The following is a 14,992-nucleotide window of genomic DNA, read 5'->3' as shown; positions in this document are numbered from 1 at the left end:
CTGCTTATATTGGGCCACTTCCCATCTCAGATGGGCTGTTGAGCCAGCCTCGTTTGGCTTATTTTAGCTGCCGGCCGCTAGGCCTGAAGCCTGCCCATTCTTTCGGAGCTTTGTGAAGTGCCATGACCGATGTTACGCCCCCCGCTTTCGACGGCCATCGCGCGCTGCATTCGCCAAAGATTTCCTTCGAGTTCTTCCCGCCCAAGACGGAAGAGATGGAGCGGAGCCTGTGGGAGACCATCAACCGGCTGGCGCCGCTGACGCCGAATTTCGTATCGGTGACATATGGCGCGGGGGGATCGACCCGAGAGCGCACCCACTCGACTATCGCCCGCATCCTGAAAGAAACCAGCCTGACGCCGGCGGCGCATTTGACCTGCGTCGGCGCGCCGAAGGGCGAGATCGACGACGTGGTGGCGCGCTATCACGAGATCGGCGTCCGCCACATCGTGGCGCTGCGCGGCGATCCCACCACCGGCATCGGCACAGCCTACCATGCCCACCCGGACGGCTATCAGAGCTCGCCCGACCTGATCGAAGGCATCAAGAAGCGCTATCCCGATATCGAGATCTCGGTTTCCGCCTATCCCGAAAAACATCCGGAGAGCCCGACCATCGATGCCGACATCGACACGCTGAAGGCCAAGGTCGATGCCGGCGCTGCGCGCGCCATCACGCAGGTGTTCTTCGATAACGACCTCTACTTCCGCTACCTCGATCGCGTCCGCGCCCGTGGCATCGATATCCCGGTCGTGCCGGGCATCATGCCGATGCACAATTTCAAGCAGGCGCGGAGTTTCGTGACCCGGGCTGGAACGACCGTGCCGAACTGGCTGGCGGACAAGTTCGACGGCCTCGACGACGACGCCGAAACGCGCAAGCTGGTTGCCGCCACCGTTGCGGCCGGCCAGGTGCAGAAGCTCGCCAAGCACGGCGTCGATACCTTTCATTTCTACACCATGAACCGCGCGGACCTCGTGTTTGCGATCAGCCATCTGCTGGGTATCCGCCCCAATGGCGCACAGAAAGCCGCCTGATCCGATGACCGCCAAGATTTCGTCCAAGGTTTCGCCCAAGCGAACCGCCCTGCTCGCCGCCGCCCGCGAACGCATTTTGGTGCTCGACGGCGCCATGGGCACCATGATCCAGGGCCTGCAATATGACGAGGCCGCGTTTCGGGGGCAGCGCTTTGCAGACTTCCATCGCGACATCAGAGGCAACAACGACCTCTTGATCCTGACGCAGCCGCAGGCGATCGAGGATATCCACGCCGCTTACTTGCGCGCTGGTGCCGACATCGTCGCCACCAACACGTTCTCCTCGACCTCGATCGCGCAGGCCGACTACGACATGTCGGACCTCGCCTATGAACTCAACCGCGACGGTGCAAAACTCGCCCGCGCCGCGGCCGAACGCGTCAGCGCCGAGGACGGCAAACAGCGCTTCGTCGCGGGCGCGCTGGGCCCGACCAACCGCACCGCTTCGATCTCGCCCGACGTTTCCAATCCCGGCTATCGCGCCGTCACCTTCGACGATTTGCGCAAGGCCTATGGCGAACAGATCAACGGCCTGCTCGACGGCGGCGCCGACATGCTGCTGGTCGAGACCATCTTCGACACGCTCAACGCCAAGGCGGCGCTCTACGCCATCTCCGAAATCACCGAAGCGCGCGGCATCGACGTGCCCGTGATGATCTCCGGCACCATCACCGACAAATCCGGTCGCCTGCTGTCGGGACAATTGCCGGAAGCGTTCTGGAATTCGGTGCGGCACGCCAAGCCGATCACGATCGGCTTCAACTGCGCACTCGGCGCCGAAGACCTTCGCGCCCATATCGCCGACATCGGCCGCGTCGCCGATACCCTGGTTTGCGCCTATCCGAACGCCGGACTTCCCAATGAATTCGGCCAGTACGACGAAAGCCCCGAATACATGGCGCGGCTGATCGGCGAGTTTGCCGAGGCCGGCCTCGTCAACATCGTCGGCGGCTGCTGCGGCACCACGCCGGACCATATCGCGGCGATTGCCGCCGCGGTCGCCCCGCACAAACCGCGCGTCGTCCCAGTGATCGAGCCACGCCTGCGGCTCTCGGGCCTTGAGCCGTTTGAACTGACGCCGGCGATCCCGTTCGTCAATGTCGGCGAGCGCACCAACGTCACGGGCTCGGCGAAATTCCGCAAGCTGATCACGGCGGGCGATTACACCGCAGCGCTGCAGGTCGCGCGCGACCAGGTCGAGAACGGCGCCCAGATCATCGACGTCAACATGGACGAGGGTTTGCTCGATTCCGAGGCCGCGATGGTGACCTTCCTCAACCTCGTCGCCGCGGAGCCGGACATCGCCCGCGTGCCCGTGATGGTCGATTCCTCGAAATTCAACGTGATCGAGGCCGGCCTGAAATGCGTTCAGGGCAAGCCGGTGGTGAACTCGATCTCCATGAAGGAAGGCGTGGAGAAATTCATCCACGAGGCCCGCATCGCGCGCCGCCATGGCGCCGCTGTCGTAGTGATGGCGTTCGACGAGGCCGGACAGGCCGATACGTTCGCGCGCAAGACCGAGATCTGCAAGCGTGCCTACGACATCCTGGTTGACGAGGTCGGCTTTCCCCCTGAGGACATCATCTTCGATCCCAATATCTTTGCGATCGCGACGGGACTTGAAGAGCATAATAATTACGGCGTCGACTTCATCGAGGCGACGCGCTGGATCCGCCAGAACCTGCCGCATGCGCACATCTCCGGCGGCGTGTCGAATCTGTCGTTCTCGTTCCGCGGCAACGAGCCGGTGCGCGAGGCCATGCATTCGGTGTTCCTGTATCATGCGATTCATGCCGGCATGGACATGGGCATCGTCAATGCCGGGCAAATGATCGTCTATGACGACATCGACCCCGAGCTGCGCCAGGTGTGCGAGGACGTCATCCTCAACCGCGACCCCGGCGCGTCCGAGCGGCTTTTGGCGCTGGCGGAAAAATTCCGCGGCAAGGAGAAGCAGACCAGGGAGCAGGATCTCGCCTGGCGCGAATGGCCGGTCGAGAAGCGGCTCTCGCATGCGCTGGTGCATGGCATCACCGAATTCATCGAGGCGGACACCGAAGCCGTGCGGCTGACGGTGGAGCGGCCGCTGAACGTGATCGAAGGCCCGCTGATGGCCGGAATGAACATCGTCGGCGACCTCTTCGGCGACGGAAAAATGTTCCTGCCGCAGGTGGTGAAGTCGGCTCGGGTGATGAAGCAGGCGGTCGCCTATCTGATGCCGTTCATGGAGGAGGAAAAGGCGCGCAACCTTGCGAACGGCGTGACCGGCGACGGCCGCAACGCCGCCGGCAAGATCGTGCTCGCGACCGTGAAGGGCGACGTCCACGACATCGGCAAGAACATCGTCGGCATCGTGCTGCAATGTAACAATTTCGAGGTGATCGACCTCGGCGTCATGGTGCCCGCGGCCAAGATCATCGAGACCGCAAAGGCGGAAGGCGCTGATATCATCGGCCTGTCCGGGCTGATTACGCCCTCGCTCGACGAGATGAGTTTTCTGGCCGGCGAAATGGAGCGGCAGGGCATGAAGATGCCGCTGTTGATCGGCGGCGCGACCACCAGCCGTGTCCATACTGCCGTCAAGATCGAGCCGAACTACAAGGGCGGGCCGGTGGTGCATGTCAACGACGCCAGCCGCGCCGTCGGCGTGGCGTCGTCGCTGCTCTCGCCCGACCGGCGCGAGGCCTATGCGGCCGACATCCGCGCCGAATATGCCAAAATATCCGCGGCGCATTTCCGCGCCCAGGCGGACAAGAAGCGGCTGAAGCTGGCCGACGCCCGCGCCAACGCGGTCAAGGCCGACTTCGCCAAGACGCCGCCGAAGAAGCCGGCGTTTTTGGGCACCAAGAGCTTCGACGCATACGACCTTGCCGAGCTCGCGGATTACATCGACTGGACACCGTTCTTCCAGACCTGGGAATTGACCGGACGCTTTCCGGCCATCCTCGACGACCCCAAGATCGGCGAAGTCGCGCGTTCGCTCTATGACGACGCGCGCAAGATGCTCGATCTCATCGTCCGGGAGAAATGGTTCACGGCGCGGGCCACCATCGGCTTCTGGCCGGCCAATGCCGACGGCGACGATATCGCCGTCTATGCCGACGACAGCCGCAAGCAAAAAATCGCGACCTTCCACACGCTGCGCCAGCAACTGGAGAAGCGCGAGGGCCGCTTCAATGCCGCGCTGTCCGACTTCATCGCGCCCGCCTCGTCCGGCGTGCCTGATTATATCGGCGCCTTCGTGGTCACGGCCGGAATCGGCGAGGACGCGGTCGCCAACCGCTTCAAGAACGCCAATGACGATTACTCCTCCATCCTGTGCAAGGCGCTGGCTGATCGTCTGGCGGAGGCCTTTGCCGAGCGGATGCATCAGCGCGTCCGCAAGGAATTCTGGGGTTATGCGCCGGACGAGGCGCTGGCCGCAGATCAACTGATCCTGGAGCAATATGCCGGCATCCGCCCGGCGCCTGGCTATCCCGCGCAGCCCGATCACACCGAGAAGGCGACGCTGTTCCGCCTGCTCGACGCTGAAAACACCGCCGGCGTTGTCCTGACCGAGAGCTTTGCGATGTGGCCGGGCTCGTCGGTCTCGGGACTGTATTTCTCGCACCCCGAAAGCTTCTATTTCGGCGTCGGCAAGATCGAGCGCGACCAGGTCGAGGACTACGCCGCGCGCAAGGGCATGAGTGTGGCCGAGACCGAGCGCTGGCTGGCGCCGGTGCTGAATTACATTCCCTCGCAGGAGCAGGCTTCGAAAGCGCCAGCGCCCATCGCGGCCGTCCCTGCCAACGACGTTACCTCCACGGATCTGGCCTCGCATCCTCCGGGCTGTGCCTGCGCCGTGCATCTGTCGTGGCGCAAGAAGGCCGTGGGGGCCTGATTTGTCATCACCGGGCTTGACCCCGTGATCCATCTTCACAAGAGTCTCACGAAGGTGATGGATGCCCGGATCAAGTCCGGGCATGACACAGTGCCCGAGGCTCTCCCATGAAATTCTTCTCCTTCTGGCGATCGCTGGCGAGTTTTCGCGTGCGCATCGCGCTCAATCTGAAAAACGTTCCGGCCGAAGTGATCTTCGTCGATCTCGACGCCAACGCCCATCGCGACCCCGAGTATCGCCGCATCAATCCGCAGATGGCGCTGCCGGCGCTGGTCGAGGATGACGGCACCACACTGTTCCAGTCGCTCGCCATCCTCGAATATCTCGACGAGAAATATCCCTCCCCGCCGCTGCTGCCCGCCGATATCGCCGGCCGCGCCCGCGTCCGCGCGCTGGCGCTGATGGTGGCCTGCGAAGGCCATCCGCTGCTGACGCCGCGGGTGCGGCGCTATCTCGACCACGAACTCAACCTGCGCGACACCCAGCAGGCGGCGTGGCGGCGGCACTGGATCGTGGAAACGCTGGCGGCGCTGGAGGGGCATCTGGCTGACAACAAGGACACCGGCCGGTTTTGTCATGGCGATGCGCCGACGCTGGCGGATGTCTGCATGGTGGGGCATGTCACGGTCGCGCTGAACCAGCAGATCGATCTGAAGATCTACCCGACCGTGAAGCGCATCTTCGAGACCGCAATGGCGCTCCCGGAATTTGCAAGAGCGCATCCGCTGGCGCAGCCGGATACGCCGGAGGCGATGCGGCCGAAGACGTAAGTTCCTTACGCGTTACCCGGGCTTAGCCGATAATCGCTGCTCTTCAAGAACAACCTTTGGCAGGACGCTGCCGCATTGCGCCGCCATAGCCGTTTTGTCAGGAACCTTTCGCCCTAAATCGCATCCGATGGGCAGCAAGGAGATCGTCACGCGGGCATTGCGGACAGACCCGTTCGCACCGGACGATGCCGAGCTGGACGACAATTCCACCCAAAGGAGGCACCCAATGGCAAAGGCTCATTCGACTTCCATTACCAGACGACGCGTGGTCGCCGGGCTGGCGCTGGCTGCCGCCCCGATCACTTTGGCACGGGGCAATAATGCTTACGCTCAGGCCCAGCAAACCAAGCCTGACAAGAGCCTGTATGAACGGCTCGGCGGCGTGTTCGCCATCGCGGCGGTCGTGGATCACTTCAGCGACGCCGTCGTGAAGAACCCTGTCGTCGGTCAGAAGTCCAAAAACCCGCGGCTGAAGGAATGGCACACCAAGAACCTGGCAAGGCTGCCCGGCCTCAAGTTCCAGCGGACCCTGTGGGTCTGCAACGTTTCAGGCGGACCGTTCCAGTTCACGGCTACCAAACCCGGCACGACGCCGCTTGGCCTCGAGGAGGCCCACCGCGACTTGCGGATCTCACCGGCAGAATTCGACGAGGTCGCAGCCGAACTCGGACGGTCGCTGGATTTCGCAAAAGTCCCGAAGCGCGAAAAGGCCGAAGTGCTGGCGGCCTTCGCCGCGCACAAGGACGAAGTCACCGCAGGCTACGCCGCGGCCGCCAAGCGCGGCTGAGGCTCGTGTGTCCGGACGATCCCGCCAGCCAACCGGGCGGGATCGCCAGCCGCGCGCCAGCGGTGATTGATCAAGCTCGCGTGCCGCTGCGCCACCTCACCCCTTCGGTGGCGCTAGCGGCTGCACGATTTCCTGGAACGGTGGCAGCGCCTCGCAAGCGGCGGAATGCGCCTTCAGCGCGGGATAGCGCGCGTCGAACAGCGCGGGATGCGCTTCGCCGGTGAAGCGCAGCACGCAGGCGACCGCGATATCGGCGTGGCCGATCTTCTCGCCGAACCAATACGGCGTCTTGACCGCGGCGCGCTCCTTTTCCAGCACATCGAGCACGCCTGATATCTGCGACTTGCAGCGCTCGACCCAGAGATCGAGCTGCTTCTCCTTGCGCAGCACGCGCTCGTACAGCAGGCTGACGCCCTTGTCGCCGAGGCCCATCGCCAGCGCGCAAATCCGCAAGTGCCGCCGTCGCGTCTCGCCGCGCGGGGCGATCATCGCCTTGTCGGGACCGACGAGGTCGTCGAGATGATCCAGGATCATCGCGCTCTCGATCAGCGCCTCGCCATCGTCGAGCACCAGCGTCGGCACCCGCCGCAGCGGATTATAGGGCGCGATCTTGTCGGCATCGCCGAAGGTCGACCACGGCTTGTGCTCGAAGGCGATGCCGTAGAGCCGCATGGCGATGGCAACGCGGCGGACAAAGGGGGAGTCGAATTGGCCGATCAGGATCATGGTTTCTCTCTGCTCGTCATGGCCGGGCTTGACCCGGCCATCCATCTACTTTGAAGTGATCATATTGAAGGTGGATGGATGCCCGGATCAAGTCCGGGCATGACGATCCCCGAGCCGCAGACATTGAGCATGCATCACAAGTTAGCGACCCTCTTTGCGTTGTCCCTCTTGACAATCGCTGGCCCATCGCACGCCCAGACCGGCCCCGCGGGTTTCCAGTCGCCCTCCAAAAACATCGCCTGCCAGTATTTCGACTACGACAAGCAGAACATCCTCCGCTGCGACATCAGCGCGATGGAAACAAAACCGCGGCGGCCCGCCGATTGCGACCTCGACTACGGCGGCGCCTTCGAGATGAACGCCAAGGGCCCCGCCGCCCGCCTCTGCCACGGCGACACCGTGATGGACAAATCGCTGCCGGTGTTGGGCTATGGCGAGGTGTGGCAGCGTGGAGGGTTTACGTGCAAGTCGGAGCAGGCGGGCGTAACGTGCTTCAACACGGATCGCCGCGGGTTTTCGCTGGCACGGGCGAGGCAGGAGGTGTTTTAAGCGCGCCTCTCTGCGTCATGGCCGGGCTTGGTGTTTAGCCCGGTGATGACGGATGGGGCTACCCCTCCCCCTCGTCACTCGCGAGCACGCCCTTCACCGCCCTCGCCCAGCCGGCAAGCTTCCGGTCCCGCGTCGCCTTGCTCATGTTGGGCCTGAAGCGATGTTCCAGCCGCCAGTTGTCGGCGAACTTTGCCGGCTCGGGATAGACGCCGGCCGAAAGCCCCGCGAGATAGGCGGCGCCCAGCGCGGTGGTTTCCTGAATCATCGGGCGGTCGACCGGGGCGTCGAGCAGGTCGGCGAGGCGCTGCATGGTCCAGTCCGACGCCGTCATGCCGCCGTCGACGCGGAGCACATTGGCGGCCTTCTCTCCCGGCCAGTCGGCGCGCATCGCCTCGCGAAGATCGTAGGTCTGGTAGCAGACGCTTTCCAGCGCGGCATGGGCGAGTTCGGCGGGGCCGGTGTTGCGGGTGAGGCCGAACAGCGCGCCGCGGACGCGGGGATTCCAGTAGGGCGCGCCGAGGCCGACGAAGGCCGGCACCAGATAGACGCTCTGCATGGAATCGGATTTGTCGGCGAGCGGGCCGGTTTCGGCCGCCTGCTTGATGATGCCGAGGCCATCGCGCAGCCATTGCACGGCGGAGCCTGCGACGAAGATCGAGCCTTCCAGCGCGTAGGTGCGCTTGCCGTTCAGTTGATAGGCGATCGTCGTCAGCAGCTTGTTCTTCGAGGCGACCGGCGTCGTGCCGGTGTTGAGCAGCGCAAAACAGCCGGTGCCGTAGGTCGACTTGATCATGCCGGGCGTGAAGCAGGCCTGGCCGATGGTGGCGGCCTGCTGGTCGCCGGCAATGCCGGAAATGGCGATCGAGCCGCCGAACAGAGCGGGGTCGCTGTCGCCGAACTTGGCGGAGGAGTCTTTCACCTCGGGCAGCATCGAGCGCGGCACGCGCAGCAGTTTCAAGAGTTCGTCGTCCCACTCGCCGGTGTGGATGTTGAACAGCAGCGTGCGCGAGGCGTTGGTGGCGTCGGTGGCGTGTACACGGCCAGCGGTCAGGCGCCACAAGAGATAGCAATCGACGGTGCCGAACATCAGTTCGCCGCGGCCGGCGCGTTCGCGGGCGCCCGGCACGTGGTCGAGAATCCAGGCGACTTTGGTGCCGGAGAAATAGGGGTCGATAATGAGACCGGTCTTGGCCGAAATTGCCGGCTCGTGGCCTTCGCTCTTCAATTTGGCGCAGATGTCCGCGGTGCGGCGGTCCTGCCAAACGATGGCGCGGTGCACCGCCTGCCCGGTGGCGCGGTCCCAGACCACCGTGGTCTCGCGCTGGTTGGTGATGCCGATCGCGGCGATGTCCTTGGCCGTCAGGCCGGCCTTTTCCAGCGCGGCGCGGCAAACCTGTAACGTCGAGGTCCAGATGTCCTCGGGCTCGTGCTCGACCCAGCCGGACGCCGGGAAATGCTGCGGGAATTCCTGCTGCGCGGTGGCGGCGATGGAGATGTCTGATCGAAACACGATGGCGCGTGAGGACGTGGTGCCCTGATCGATGGCCAGCACAAAGGACATGACGTTGCTTCCCCGGGAGGTTTTGGTTGCGCAAGAGGCAATCCGATTGGGAGGCGGAGGTCAATATGTTGCTGTCGTCCCTGCGAACGCAGGTACCCATAGCCACCGGCTTTTATTTGGCGAAAGACGTCAGCCAACTCGGCTTGAGTCGAGAGCACAACGCGGTTTGGGTCCCTGCGTTCGCAAGGGACGACAGCGGAGAGAGCCGCCTACGTCGCCGCGGTCGTTACGCCGCCATCGACCACGATGGTCTGGCCGGTCATGAAGGTCGACGCGTCGGAGGCCAGGTAGGCCACCGCGCCGGCGATTTCGTCGGGCTCGCCGATGCGGCGGAGCGGGGTGCCGGCGGTGCGGCGCTTGAGCATTTCCGGGTCTTCCCACAGCGCCTTGGCGAAATCGGTCTTGACCAGGCCGGGCGCGACGCAATTGACGCGGACGCCCTTCGGGCCCCATTCGCCGGCGAGGCTGCGGCACAGCGCGAAATCGGCCGCTTTCGAAATGCCGTAGGCGCCGATCACGGTGGAGCCGCGCATGCCGCCGATGGACGAGATGATCACCACCGAACCGTTGCCTCGCTCGGCCATCTGCGGGATCGCCAGCGCGCAGAGCCAGATGTTGCTCTTGACGTTCGAGTTCATGATCTTGTCGAAGGCCTCGTCCTTGATGTCGAGCAGCGGGCCATAATACGGGTTCACCGCGGCGTTGCAGACGAGGATGTCGACCTTGCCGTAATGCTTGGTCGTGCCCGTGACCAGCGCCTCGACTTCCTCGCGGCGCGAGATGTTGCAGGGGATGACATGGGCGTCGCCGCCGGCCTTCCTGATGCCGCTGGCTACCTCGTGGCAGGCATCCGCCTTGCGGCTGGAGATCACGACCTTTGCGCCGAGCTTGGCGAGCAGCTCTGCGGAGGAACGGCCAATGCCGCGGCTGGAGCCGGTGATGATGGCGATTTTGCCGGTGAGATCGAACGGGGTGTTTTTCATTGTTGTTGGCTCCCTGACTCTTGCTCCGTCATTCCGGGGCGCGACGAAGTCGCGAGCTATGATGTGCAATTGCACATCAGAGAATCCATCGGGCCGCGGCGCAAGTTGCGAGATGGATTCCGGGCTCATCGCTTCGCGATGCCCCGGAATGACGGAGAGAGTGTGCGCCCTACACCAGCCCGCCCGCATCGGTGACGCGGCGGAGGTGGTAGTCGGTGTCGCCAAAGGTGTTTTCGATCATGGTCAGCCGCTTGAAGTAGTGGCCGATCTTGGCTTCCTGGGTCATGCCGATGCCGCCGTGAAGCTGGATCGACTGCTGGCCGATGAACTTGCCGGACTTGCCGATCTGCACCTTGGCGGCGGCGACCGCGGTCGCGCGCTCTTTCGCGCTGTCGAAATCGGCCGCCATGGTCGCGAACATCGACATGCTGCGGGCCTGTTCGAGCGCCACGAACATGTCGGCGGCGCGGTGCTGCAGGGTCTGGAAGCTGCCGATCGGCACGCCGAACTGTTTTCGCGTCTTGAGATATTCGACGGTAGACTTCAGCGATTCATCCATCGCGCCGACGGCTTCCGCGCACATCGCGGTGCGGGCTTCGTCCACCACGCGCTCGACCAGCGGCAGGCCGTTCTCGGGATCGCCGATCGCGGCACTCCCGTCGACCTCGACGCCGGTCAGCGTGATGTCGGCGGCATGCAGGCCGTCCTGGGTCGGATAGCCCTTGCGGGTGACGCCCTTGGCGTTCGCCGGCACGATGAACACGCCGATGCCGCTTCTGTCGCGCTGCGCGCCCTTGGTGCGCGCGGTCACGATCAACGTGTCGGCGTTCTCGCCGTTGAGCACGACGAATTTTTCGCCGTCGATCACCCAGCCCGCACCCTTCTTCTTGGCTGATGTCGCGACATCGCCGAGGTCGTAGCGCGAGTTCTTCTCGAGCTGCGCAAACGCAAAGGTCTTGCTGCCGTCGATGATGCCGGGGATGTGCGCGGCCTTCTGCTCGGCCGAGCCGCCATGGCGCAGGAAGCCGCCGCCGATCACGACGGTCGCGAGATACGGCTCCAGCACCAGCGCCTTGCCGAGCGCTTCCATCACGATCATGGTCTCGACCGCGCCGGCGCCAAAGCCGCCATCGGCTTCGGCGAACGGCAGGCCCAGCAGGCCCTGCTCGGCGAGCTTGCCCCAGACAGCCTTGCTCCAGCCGCCCTTCTCCTTCTGGTACTTCTTACGCGCATCGAAATCGTAGGAGTCGGTCAATAGACCGTCGATGCTTTCCTTGAGAAGGCGCTGCTCCTCGGACAAATCAAAATCCATGTTCTTCTACTCTCTCAAATCATGCCTGAGGCATGGAAATCGAACGAACCCGTAGGATGGGTAGAGCGAAGCGAAACCCATCGCACTGTTCGGTCTTGTTGTGATGGGTATCGCTTCGCTCCACCCATCCTACGAACTGTCTTCGCGGAGACAGGCCCCTCACCCCTGCCCTCTCCCCGCGAAGGGGGCGGGGAGAGGGAGAGGAATCAAAGCCCCAGCACCGCCTTGGTGATGATGTTGCGCTGGATCTCGTTGGAGCCGCCGTAGATCGAGACCTTGCGGTTGTTGAAGTAGCTCGGCGCGATCTGGGCGGTCCAGTCCATGGTCTCGTTCGAGCCGTCATCGCCATGCACGTCGTAGGGCGCGGCAAACGGGCCGATCACTTCCATCAGAAGTTCGGTGGTGGTCTGCTGGATTTCCGAACCCTTGATCTTCAACACCGAAGACGCCGGGTTGGGCTTGCCCTTGCCGTGCTTGCCCTCGTCGGCGACGACGCGGAGCTGGGTGAGTTCGAGCGCCTTGAGCTCGATCTCGCAGGCCGCGAGTTTTTCGCGGAAACCCTGGTCCTCGAGCACGGGCTTGCCGTTCGCTTCGACCTTGGAGGCGAGATCCTTGATGCGGCGCAGCCGCTCCTTGGAGACGCCGACGCGGGCGATGCCGGTGCGCTCGTTGCCGAGCAGGAACTTTGCGTAGTCCCAGCCCTTGTTCTCCTCGCCGATCAGATTCTCGACCGGCACCTCGACGTCGTCGAAGAACACTTCGTTGACCTCATGGCCGCCGTCGATGGTCTCGATCGGGCGCACGGTGACGCCCTTCGACTTCATGTCGAACACGATGAAGGAAATGCCCATCTGCTTCTTGGCATTGGTGTCGGTGCGGCACAGGCAGAAGATCATGTCGGCGTGCTGGGCCAGCGTGGTCCAGGTCTTCTGGCCGTTGATGATGTACTTGTCGCCCTTGCGCTCGGCCTTGGTCTTCAGCGACGCAAGGTCGGAGCCGGAGCCGGGCTCCGAAAAGCCCTGGCACCACCAGTCGTCGACATTGGCGATGCGCGGCAAATACTGCTTCTTCTGCTTCTCGTTGCCGAAGGTGTAGATGACGGGACCGACCATGCTGACGCCGAAGGCGAGCGGCGCGGGTGCGGGGTGCATCTGCAGCTCTTCGTTGAAGATGTAGTGCTGCACGGAGGTCCACCCCGTTCCGCCATATTCCTTCGGCCAGTGCGAGACGCCCCAGCCCTTCTTGTTCAGGATGCGCCACCAAGCGACCATCTCGTCCTTGGAGAGGTGACGGCCCTCCACCATCTTGCGCCGCGTCTCCGGCGGCACGTTGTCCCGGAAGAAGGCTCGCACCTCCTCACGAAACGCGATTTCTTCCTTGCTGAAAGCGAGATCCATCGGATCCTCCTGTGAACGAACTAGAACTCTCTGGTAACGCGAAACTCTCTATCCCGTCGTCCCTGCGAACGCAGGGACCCATAACCACCAGCACCAATGATACGAAAGCCGTCTCCCCATGTGCCCCCAACCGGGGCCGCGGCGTATGGGTCCCTGCGTTCGCAGGGACGACGGCGGAGTTTAGGAACGACCTCCTGATGCGGCTTGTTGTTTTGGTAGCGCGGACGGCGATTGCTGCAGGCGCAGTTCGTGGCGCGAGAGCTTGCCGACCGGCGTGCGCGGCAGTTCGTCGACGAAATCGACGGCGGCCGGAATCTCGTGCTTGCCGAGCTTGCCGGTGAGGAAGGTGCGCAGTTCGTCCAGCGTGAACGGCTTTGCATCCGCGCGCAGCTTGATGAAGGCTTTGGCGGCCTCGCCGCGGTAATCGTCGGGGATACCGATCACGATCACTTCCTGCACGGCAGGATGGGTGTAGATCGCCTGCTCGATCATCTGCGGATAGACGTTGAAGCCGCCGGAGATGATCATGTCCTTCTTGCGGTCGACCAGATAAAAATAGCCGTCGGCATCCATGTAGCCGATGTCGCCGGTCAGAAAGCGGTCGCCCACAAACGCTTCGGCGGTTTCCTTCGGCCGGTTCCAGTAGCCCTTGGTGACGTTCGGACCGCGGATGCGGATTTCGCCAACCTCGCCCACCGGCATCAGCCTGGTCGGGTCCTCCAGCGACACCACGTCCATCTCGATGCCCGGCAGCATCAGGCCGATCGAACCGGGCTTGTCCGGCCCTTCCTTCGGGTGCGCGGTGCCGGGTGAGCAGGTTTCGGTCATGCCCCAGCCGCTCTTCAGCTTCATGCCGACCCTGCGCTCGAGGATCTTTGCGACCTCGACCGGCAGCGGTGCACCGCCCGAGCCAACGCTGACCAGCGATGACAAGTCGCGCTTGTCGAGATCGGGAAGTGCTGCGATCGCGATCCACATCGTCGGCACGCCCGGAAAGGCGGTCGCGCGCTTGACCTCGATATCGCGCATCACGGCCTCGACATCAAAGCGTTGATGCAGCGAGATCAGGTTGCCGCGCCGGATCGAGGACAGCAGCACCACCGTCAACGCATAGATATGGAACAGCGGCAGCACGCAGATCACGCGCTCGATCGCATTGCGCTCGGCGCGCGACGGCTTGCCCCAGACGTCATAGACCGACACCGCCGAGGTCAGATTGCCGTGACTGAGCATCGCGCCTTTTGGAAGCCCTGTGGTGCCGCCGGTATATTGCAGCAGGGCTACGTCATCGGCACTGATGGCAGGCCATTGCGCCGGCTTTGCCGCGCCGTCGGTGAATTGCCGGTAGGTGATGATCGCGGGGTTATCCGGCAGCGCCGTCTGCGGCGTACCGGCCTTGCCCCAGTGATCGTCCTCGCAGACGATCAGGCCGTCGAGCAGCCCCTTGTCGAGAAACTTCAGCGCGGTCGGCAACAGTGCCGAGAGATTGCTGGTGACCAGCACGCGGGCGCCGGAGTCCGAGAGCTTGTGCGACAGCGCGATCTCGCCGTCGAGCGGCGACAGGTGCACGACGCGGGCGCCGGCCTTCAGCGCGCCGAAGAAATTGACCGGATGATCCGGCGAATTGCCGAGGAACAGCGCGACTGAACTGTTCTTGCCGTAGCCGGCGCGAAGGAACGCGCCGGCGGCCGTCTCGACCAGCGCTTCAAGTTCGACAAAACTTATCGGCCGGTCACGGAATTCAATCGCCGGGCGCGAGCCGAACTCCGCGGCCGCTGCCGACAACAGGTCGGGCAGCGTGCCGCGCGCGATCGGATCGTCCCAGCGGACGCCTTCCGGATAGAACTGCTCGCCGGGATGGGTCATGGAGGCTCTTGGCAGGAGAAGCGGTCATTCCGGGGCGCTCGCGGACAGCGAGCGAACCCGGAATCTCGAGATTCCGGGTTCGCGCTACGCGCGCCCCGGAATGACGCGTGATTAGGCCGATGCC

At 63.9% G+C, this 14,992-nt stretch carries 11 protein-coding genes; 5 read left to right on the top strand and 6 right to left on the bottom strand.

The genetic code is table 11. The features are described from left to right. Positions 1-122 precede the first annotated feature (122 nt). The 4 genes from metF to JQ624_RS13540 all read left to right on the top strand — a co-directional run bounded on the left by metF (position 123) and on the right by JQ624_RS13540 (position 6,474). Positions 123-1,037 carry a methylenetetrahydrofolate reductase [NAD(P)H] gene (gene metF, locus JQ624_RS13555; RefSeq protein WP_212419388.1) on the top strand — a complete coding sequence of 305 codons (915 nt, stop codon included), beginning with the start codon at positions 123-125 and terminating at the stop codon, positions 1,035-1,037. After that, on the top strand, positions 1,015-4,917 hold the full coding sequence (gene metH / locus JQ624_RS13550; RefSeq protein WP_409334322.1) for a methionine synthase: 3,903 nt from the start codon (positions 1,015-1,017) through the stop codon (positions 4,915-4,917). The genes metF and metH overlap by 23 nt, the downstream gene beginning before the upstream one ends. A gap of 107 nt (positions 4,918-5,024) precedes the next feature. Further along, complete coding sequence (gene maiA / locus JQ624_RS13545; protein ID WP_212419387.1) at positions 5,025-5,687, top strand: maleylacetoacetate isomerase; 663 nt, start codon at positions 5,025-5,027, stop codon at positions 5,685-5,687. Between the two features lie 226 nt (positions 5,688-5,913). Beyond that, complete coding sequence (locus JQ624_RS13540; protein WP_212419386.1) at positions 5,914-6,474, top strand: group 1 truncated hemoglobin; 561 nt, start codon at positions 5,914-5,916, stop codon at positions 6,472-6,474. Positions 6,475-6,570: 96 nt separating this feature from the next. On the opposite strand, the gene JQ624_RS13535 is transcribed toward JQ624_RS13540, so the two are convergent. Beyond that, positions 6,571-7,200 carry a glutathione S-transferase family protein gene (locus JQ624_RS13535; protein ID WP_212419385.1) on the bottom strand — a complete coding sequence of 210 codons (630 nt, stop codon included), beginning with the start codon at positions 7,198-7,200 and terminating at the stop codon, positions 6,571-6,573. A gap of 78 nt (positions 7,201-7,278) precedes the next feature. On the opposite strand from JQ624_RS13535, the gene JQ624_RS13530 reads away from it, so the two are divergent. Continuing rightward, positions 7,279-7,749, top strand: a complete 471-nt coding sequence (locus tag JQ624_RS13530; protein ID WP_249129782.1) for a DUF6636 domain-containing protein — start codon at positions 7,279-7,281, stop codon at positions 7,747-7,749. Between the two features lie 58 nt (positions 7,750-7,807). On the opposite strand, the gene glpK is transcribed toward JQ624_RS13530, so the two are convergent. The 5 genes from glpK to pimA form a co-directional block, all read right to left on the bottom strand. Then, entirely contained in the window at positions 7,808-9,310 is a 1,503-nt protein-coding gene (glpK, locus tag JQ624_RS13525) for a glycerol kinase GlpK (protein WP_212419384.1), read from the bottom strand. A 209-nt stretch (positions 9,311-9,519) separates the two neighbouring features. Then, positions 9,520-10,293 carry an SDR family NAD(P)-dependent oxidoreductase gene (locus JQ624_RS13520; RefSeq protein WP_212419383.1) on the bottom strand — a complete coding sequence of 258 codons (774 nt, stop codon included), beginning with the start codon at positions 10,291-10,293 and terminating at the stop codon, positions 9,520-9,522. 169 nt (positions 10,294-10,462) lie between these two features. After that, positions 10,463-11,605 carry a pimeloyl-CoA dehydrogenase small subunit gene (gene pimD, locus JQ624_RS13515; RefSeq protein WP_212419382.1) on the bottom strand — a complete coding sequence of 381 codons (1,143 nt, stop codon included), beginning with the start codon at positions 11,603-11,605 and terminating at the stop codon, positions 10,463-10,465. A 206-nt stretch (positions 11,606-11,811) separates the two neighbouring features. Continuing rightward, positions 11,812-13,002, bottom strand: coding sequence for a pimeloyl-CoA dehydrogenase large subunit (gene pimC, locus JQ624_RS13510; protein WP_212419381.1), 1,191 nt, complete (start codon positions 13,000-13,002; stop codon positions 11,812-11,814). Positions 13,003-13,182: 180 nt separating this feature from the next. Beyond that, positions 13,183-14,868, bottom strand: coding sequence for a dicarboxylate--CoA ligase PimA (pimA, locus tag JQ624_RS13505; RefSeq protein WP_212419380.1), 1,686 nt, complete (start codon positions 14,866-14,868; stop codon positions 13,183-13,185). Positions 14,869-14,992: the final 124 nt, after the last annotated feature.

Origin of the sequence: Bradyrhizobium sp. AUGA SZCCT0283, from assembly GCF_018130385.1 — a bacterium.
Classification (GTDB): Bacteria; Pseudomonadota; Alphaproteobacteria; order Rhizobiales; family Xanthobacteraceae; genus Bradyrhizobium.
The sequence above is the reverse complement of the archived record's forward strand: the minus strand, read 5'-3'. Positions and strand labels throughout refer to the sequence as shown.

Coding starts and splice junctions, on each gene's coding strand:
- pimD (WP_212419382.1), bottom strand. CDS start 11,605: ATGGATTTTGATTTGTCCGAGGAGCAGCGCCTTCTCAAGGAAAGCATC.
- pimC (WP_212419381.1), bottom strand. CDS start 13,002: ATGGATCTCGCTTTCAGCAAGGAAGAAATCGCGTTTCGTGAGGAGGTG.
- JQ624_RS13535 (WP_212419385.1), bottom strand. CDS start 7,200: ATGATCCTGATCGGCCAATTCGACTCCCCCTTTGTCCGCCGCGTTGCC.
- JQ624_RS13540 (WP_212419386.1), top strand. CDS start 5,914: ATGGCAAAGGCTCATTCGACTTCCATTACCAGACGACGCGTGGTCGCC.
- metF (WP_212419388.1), top strand. CDS start 123: ATGACCGATGTTACGCCCCCCGCTTTCGACGGCCATCGCGCGCTGCAT.
- maiA (WP_212419387.1), top strand. CDS start 5,025: ATGAAATTCTTCTCCTTCTGGCGATCGCTGGCGAGTTTTCGCGTGCGC.
- JQ624_RS13520 (WP_212419383.1), bottom strand. CDS start 10,293: ATGAAAAACACCCCGTTCGATCTCACCGGCAAAATCGCCATCATCACC.
- glpK (WP_212419384.1), bottom strand. CDS start 9,310: ATGTCCTTTGTGCTGGCCATCGATCAGGGCACCACGTCCTCACGCGCC.
- JQ624_RS13530 (WP_249129782.1), top strand. CDS start 7,279: ATGCCCGGATCAAGTCCGGGCATGACGATCCCCGAGCCGCAGACATTG.
- metH (WP_409334322.1), top strand. CDS start 1,015: ATGGCGCACAGAAAGCCGCCTGATCCGATGACCGCCAAGATTTCGTCC.
- pimA (WP_212419380.1), bottom strand. CDS start 14,868: ATGACCCATCCCGGCGAGCAGTTCTATCCGGAAGGCGTCCGCTGGGAC.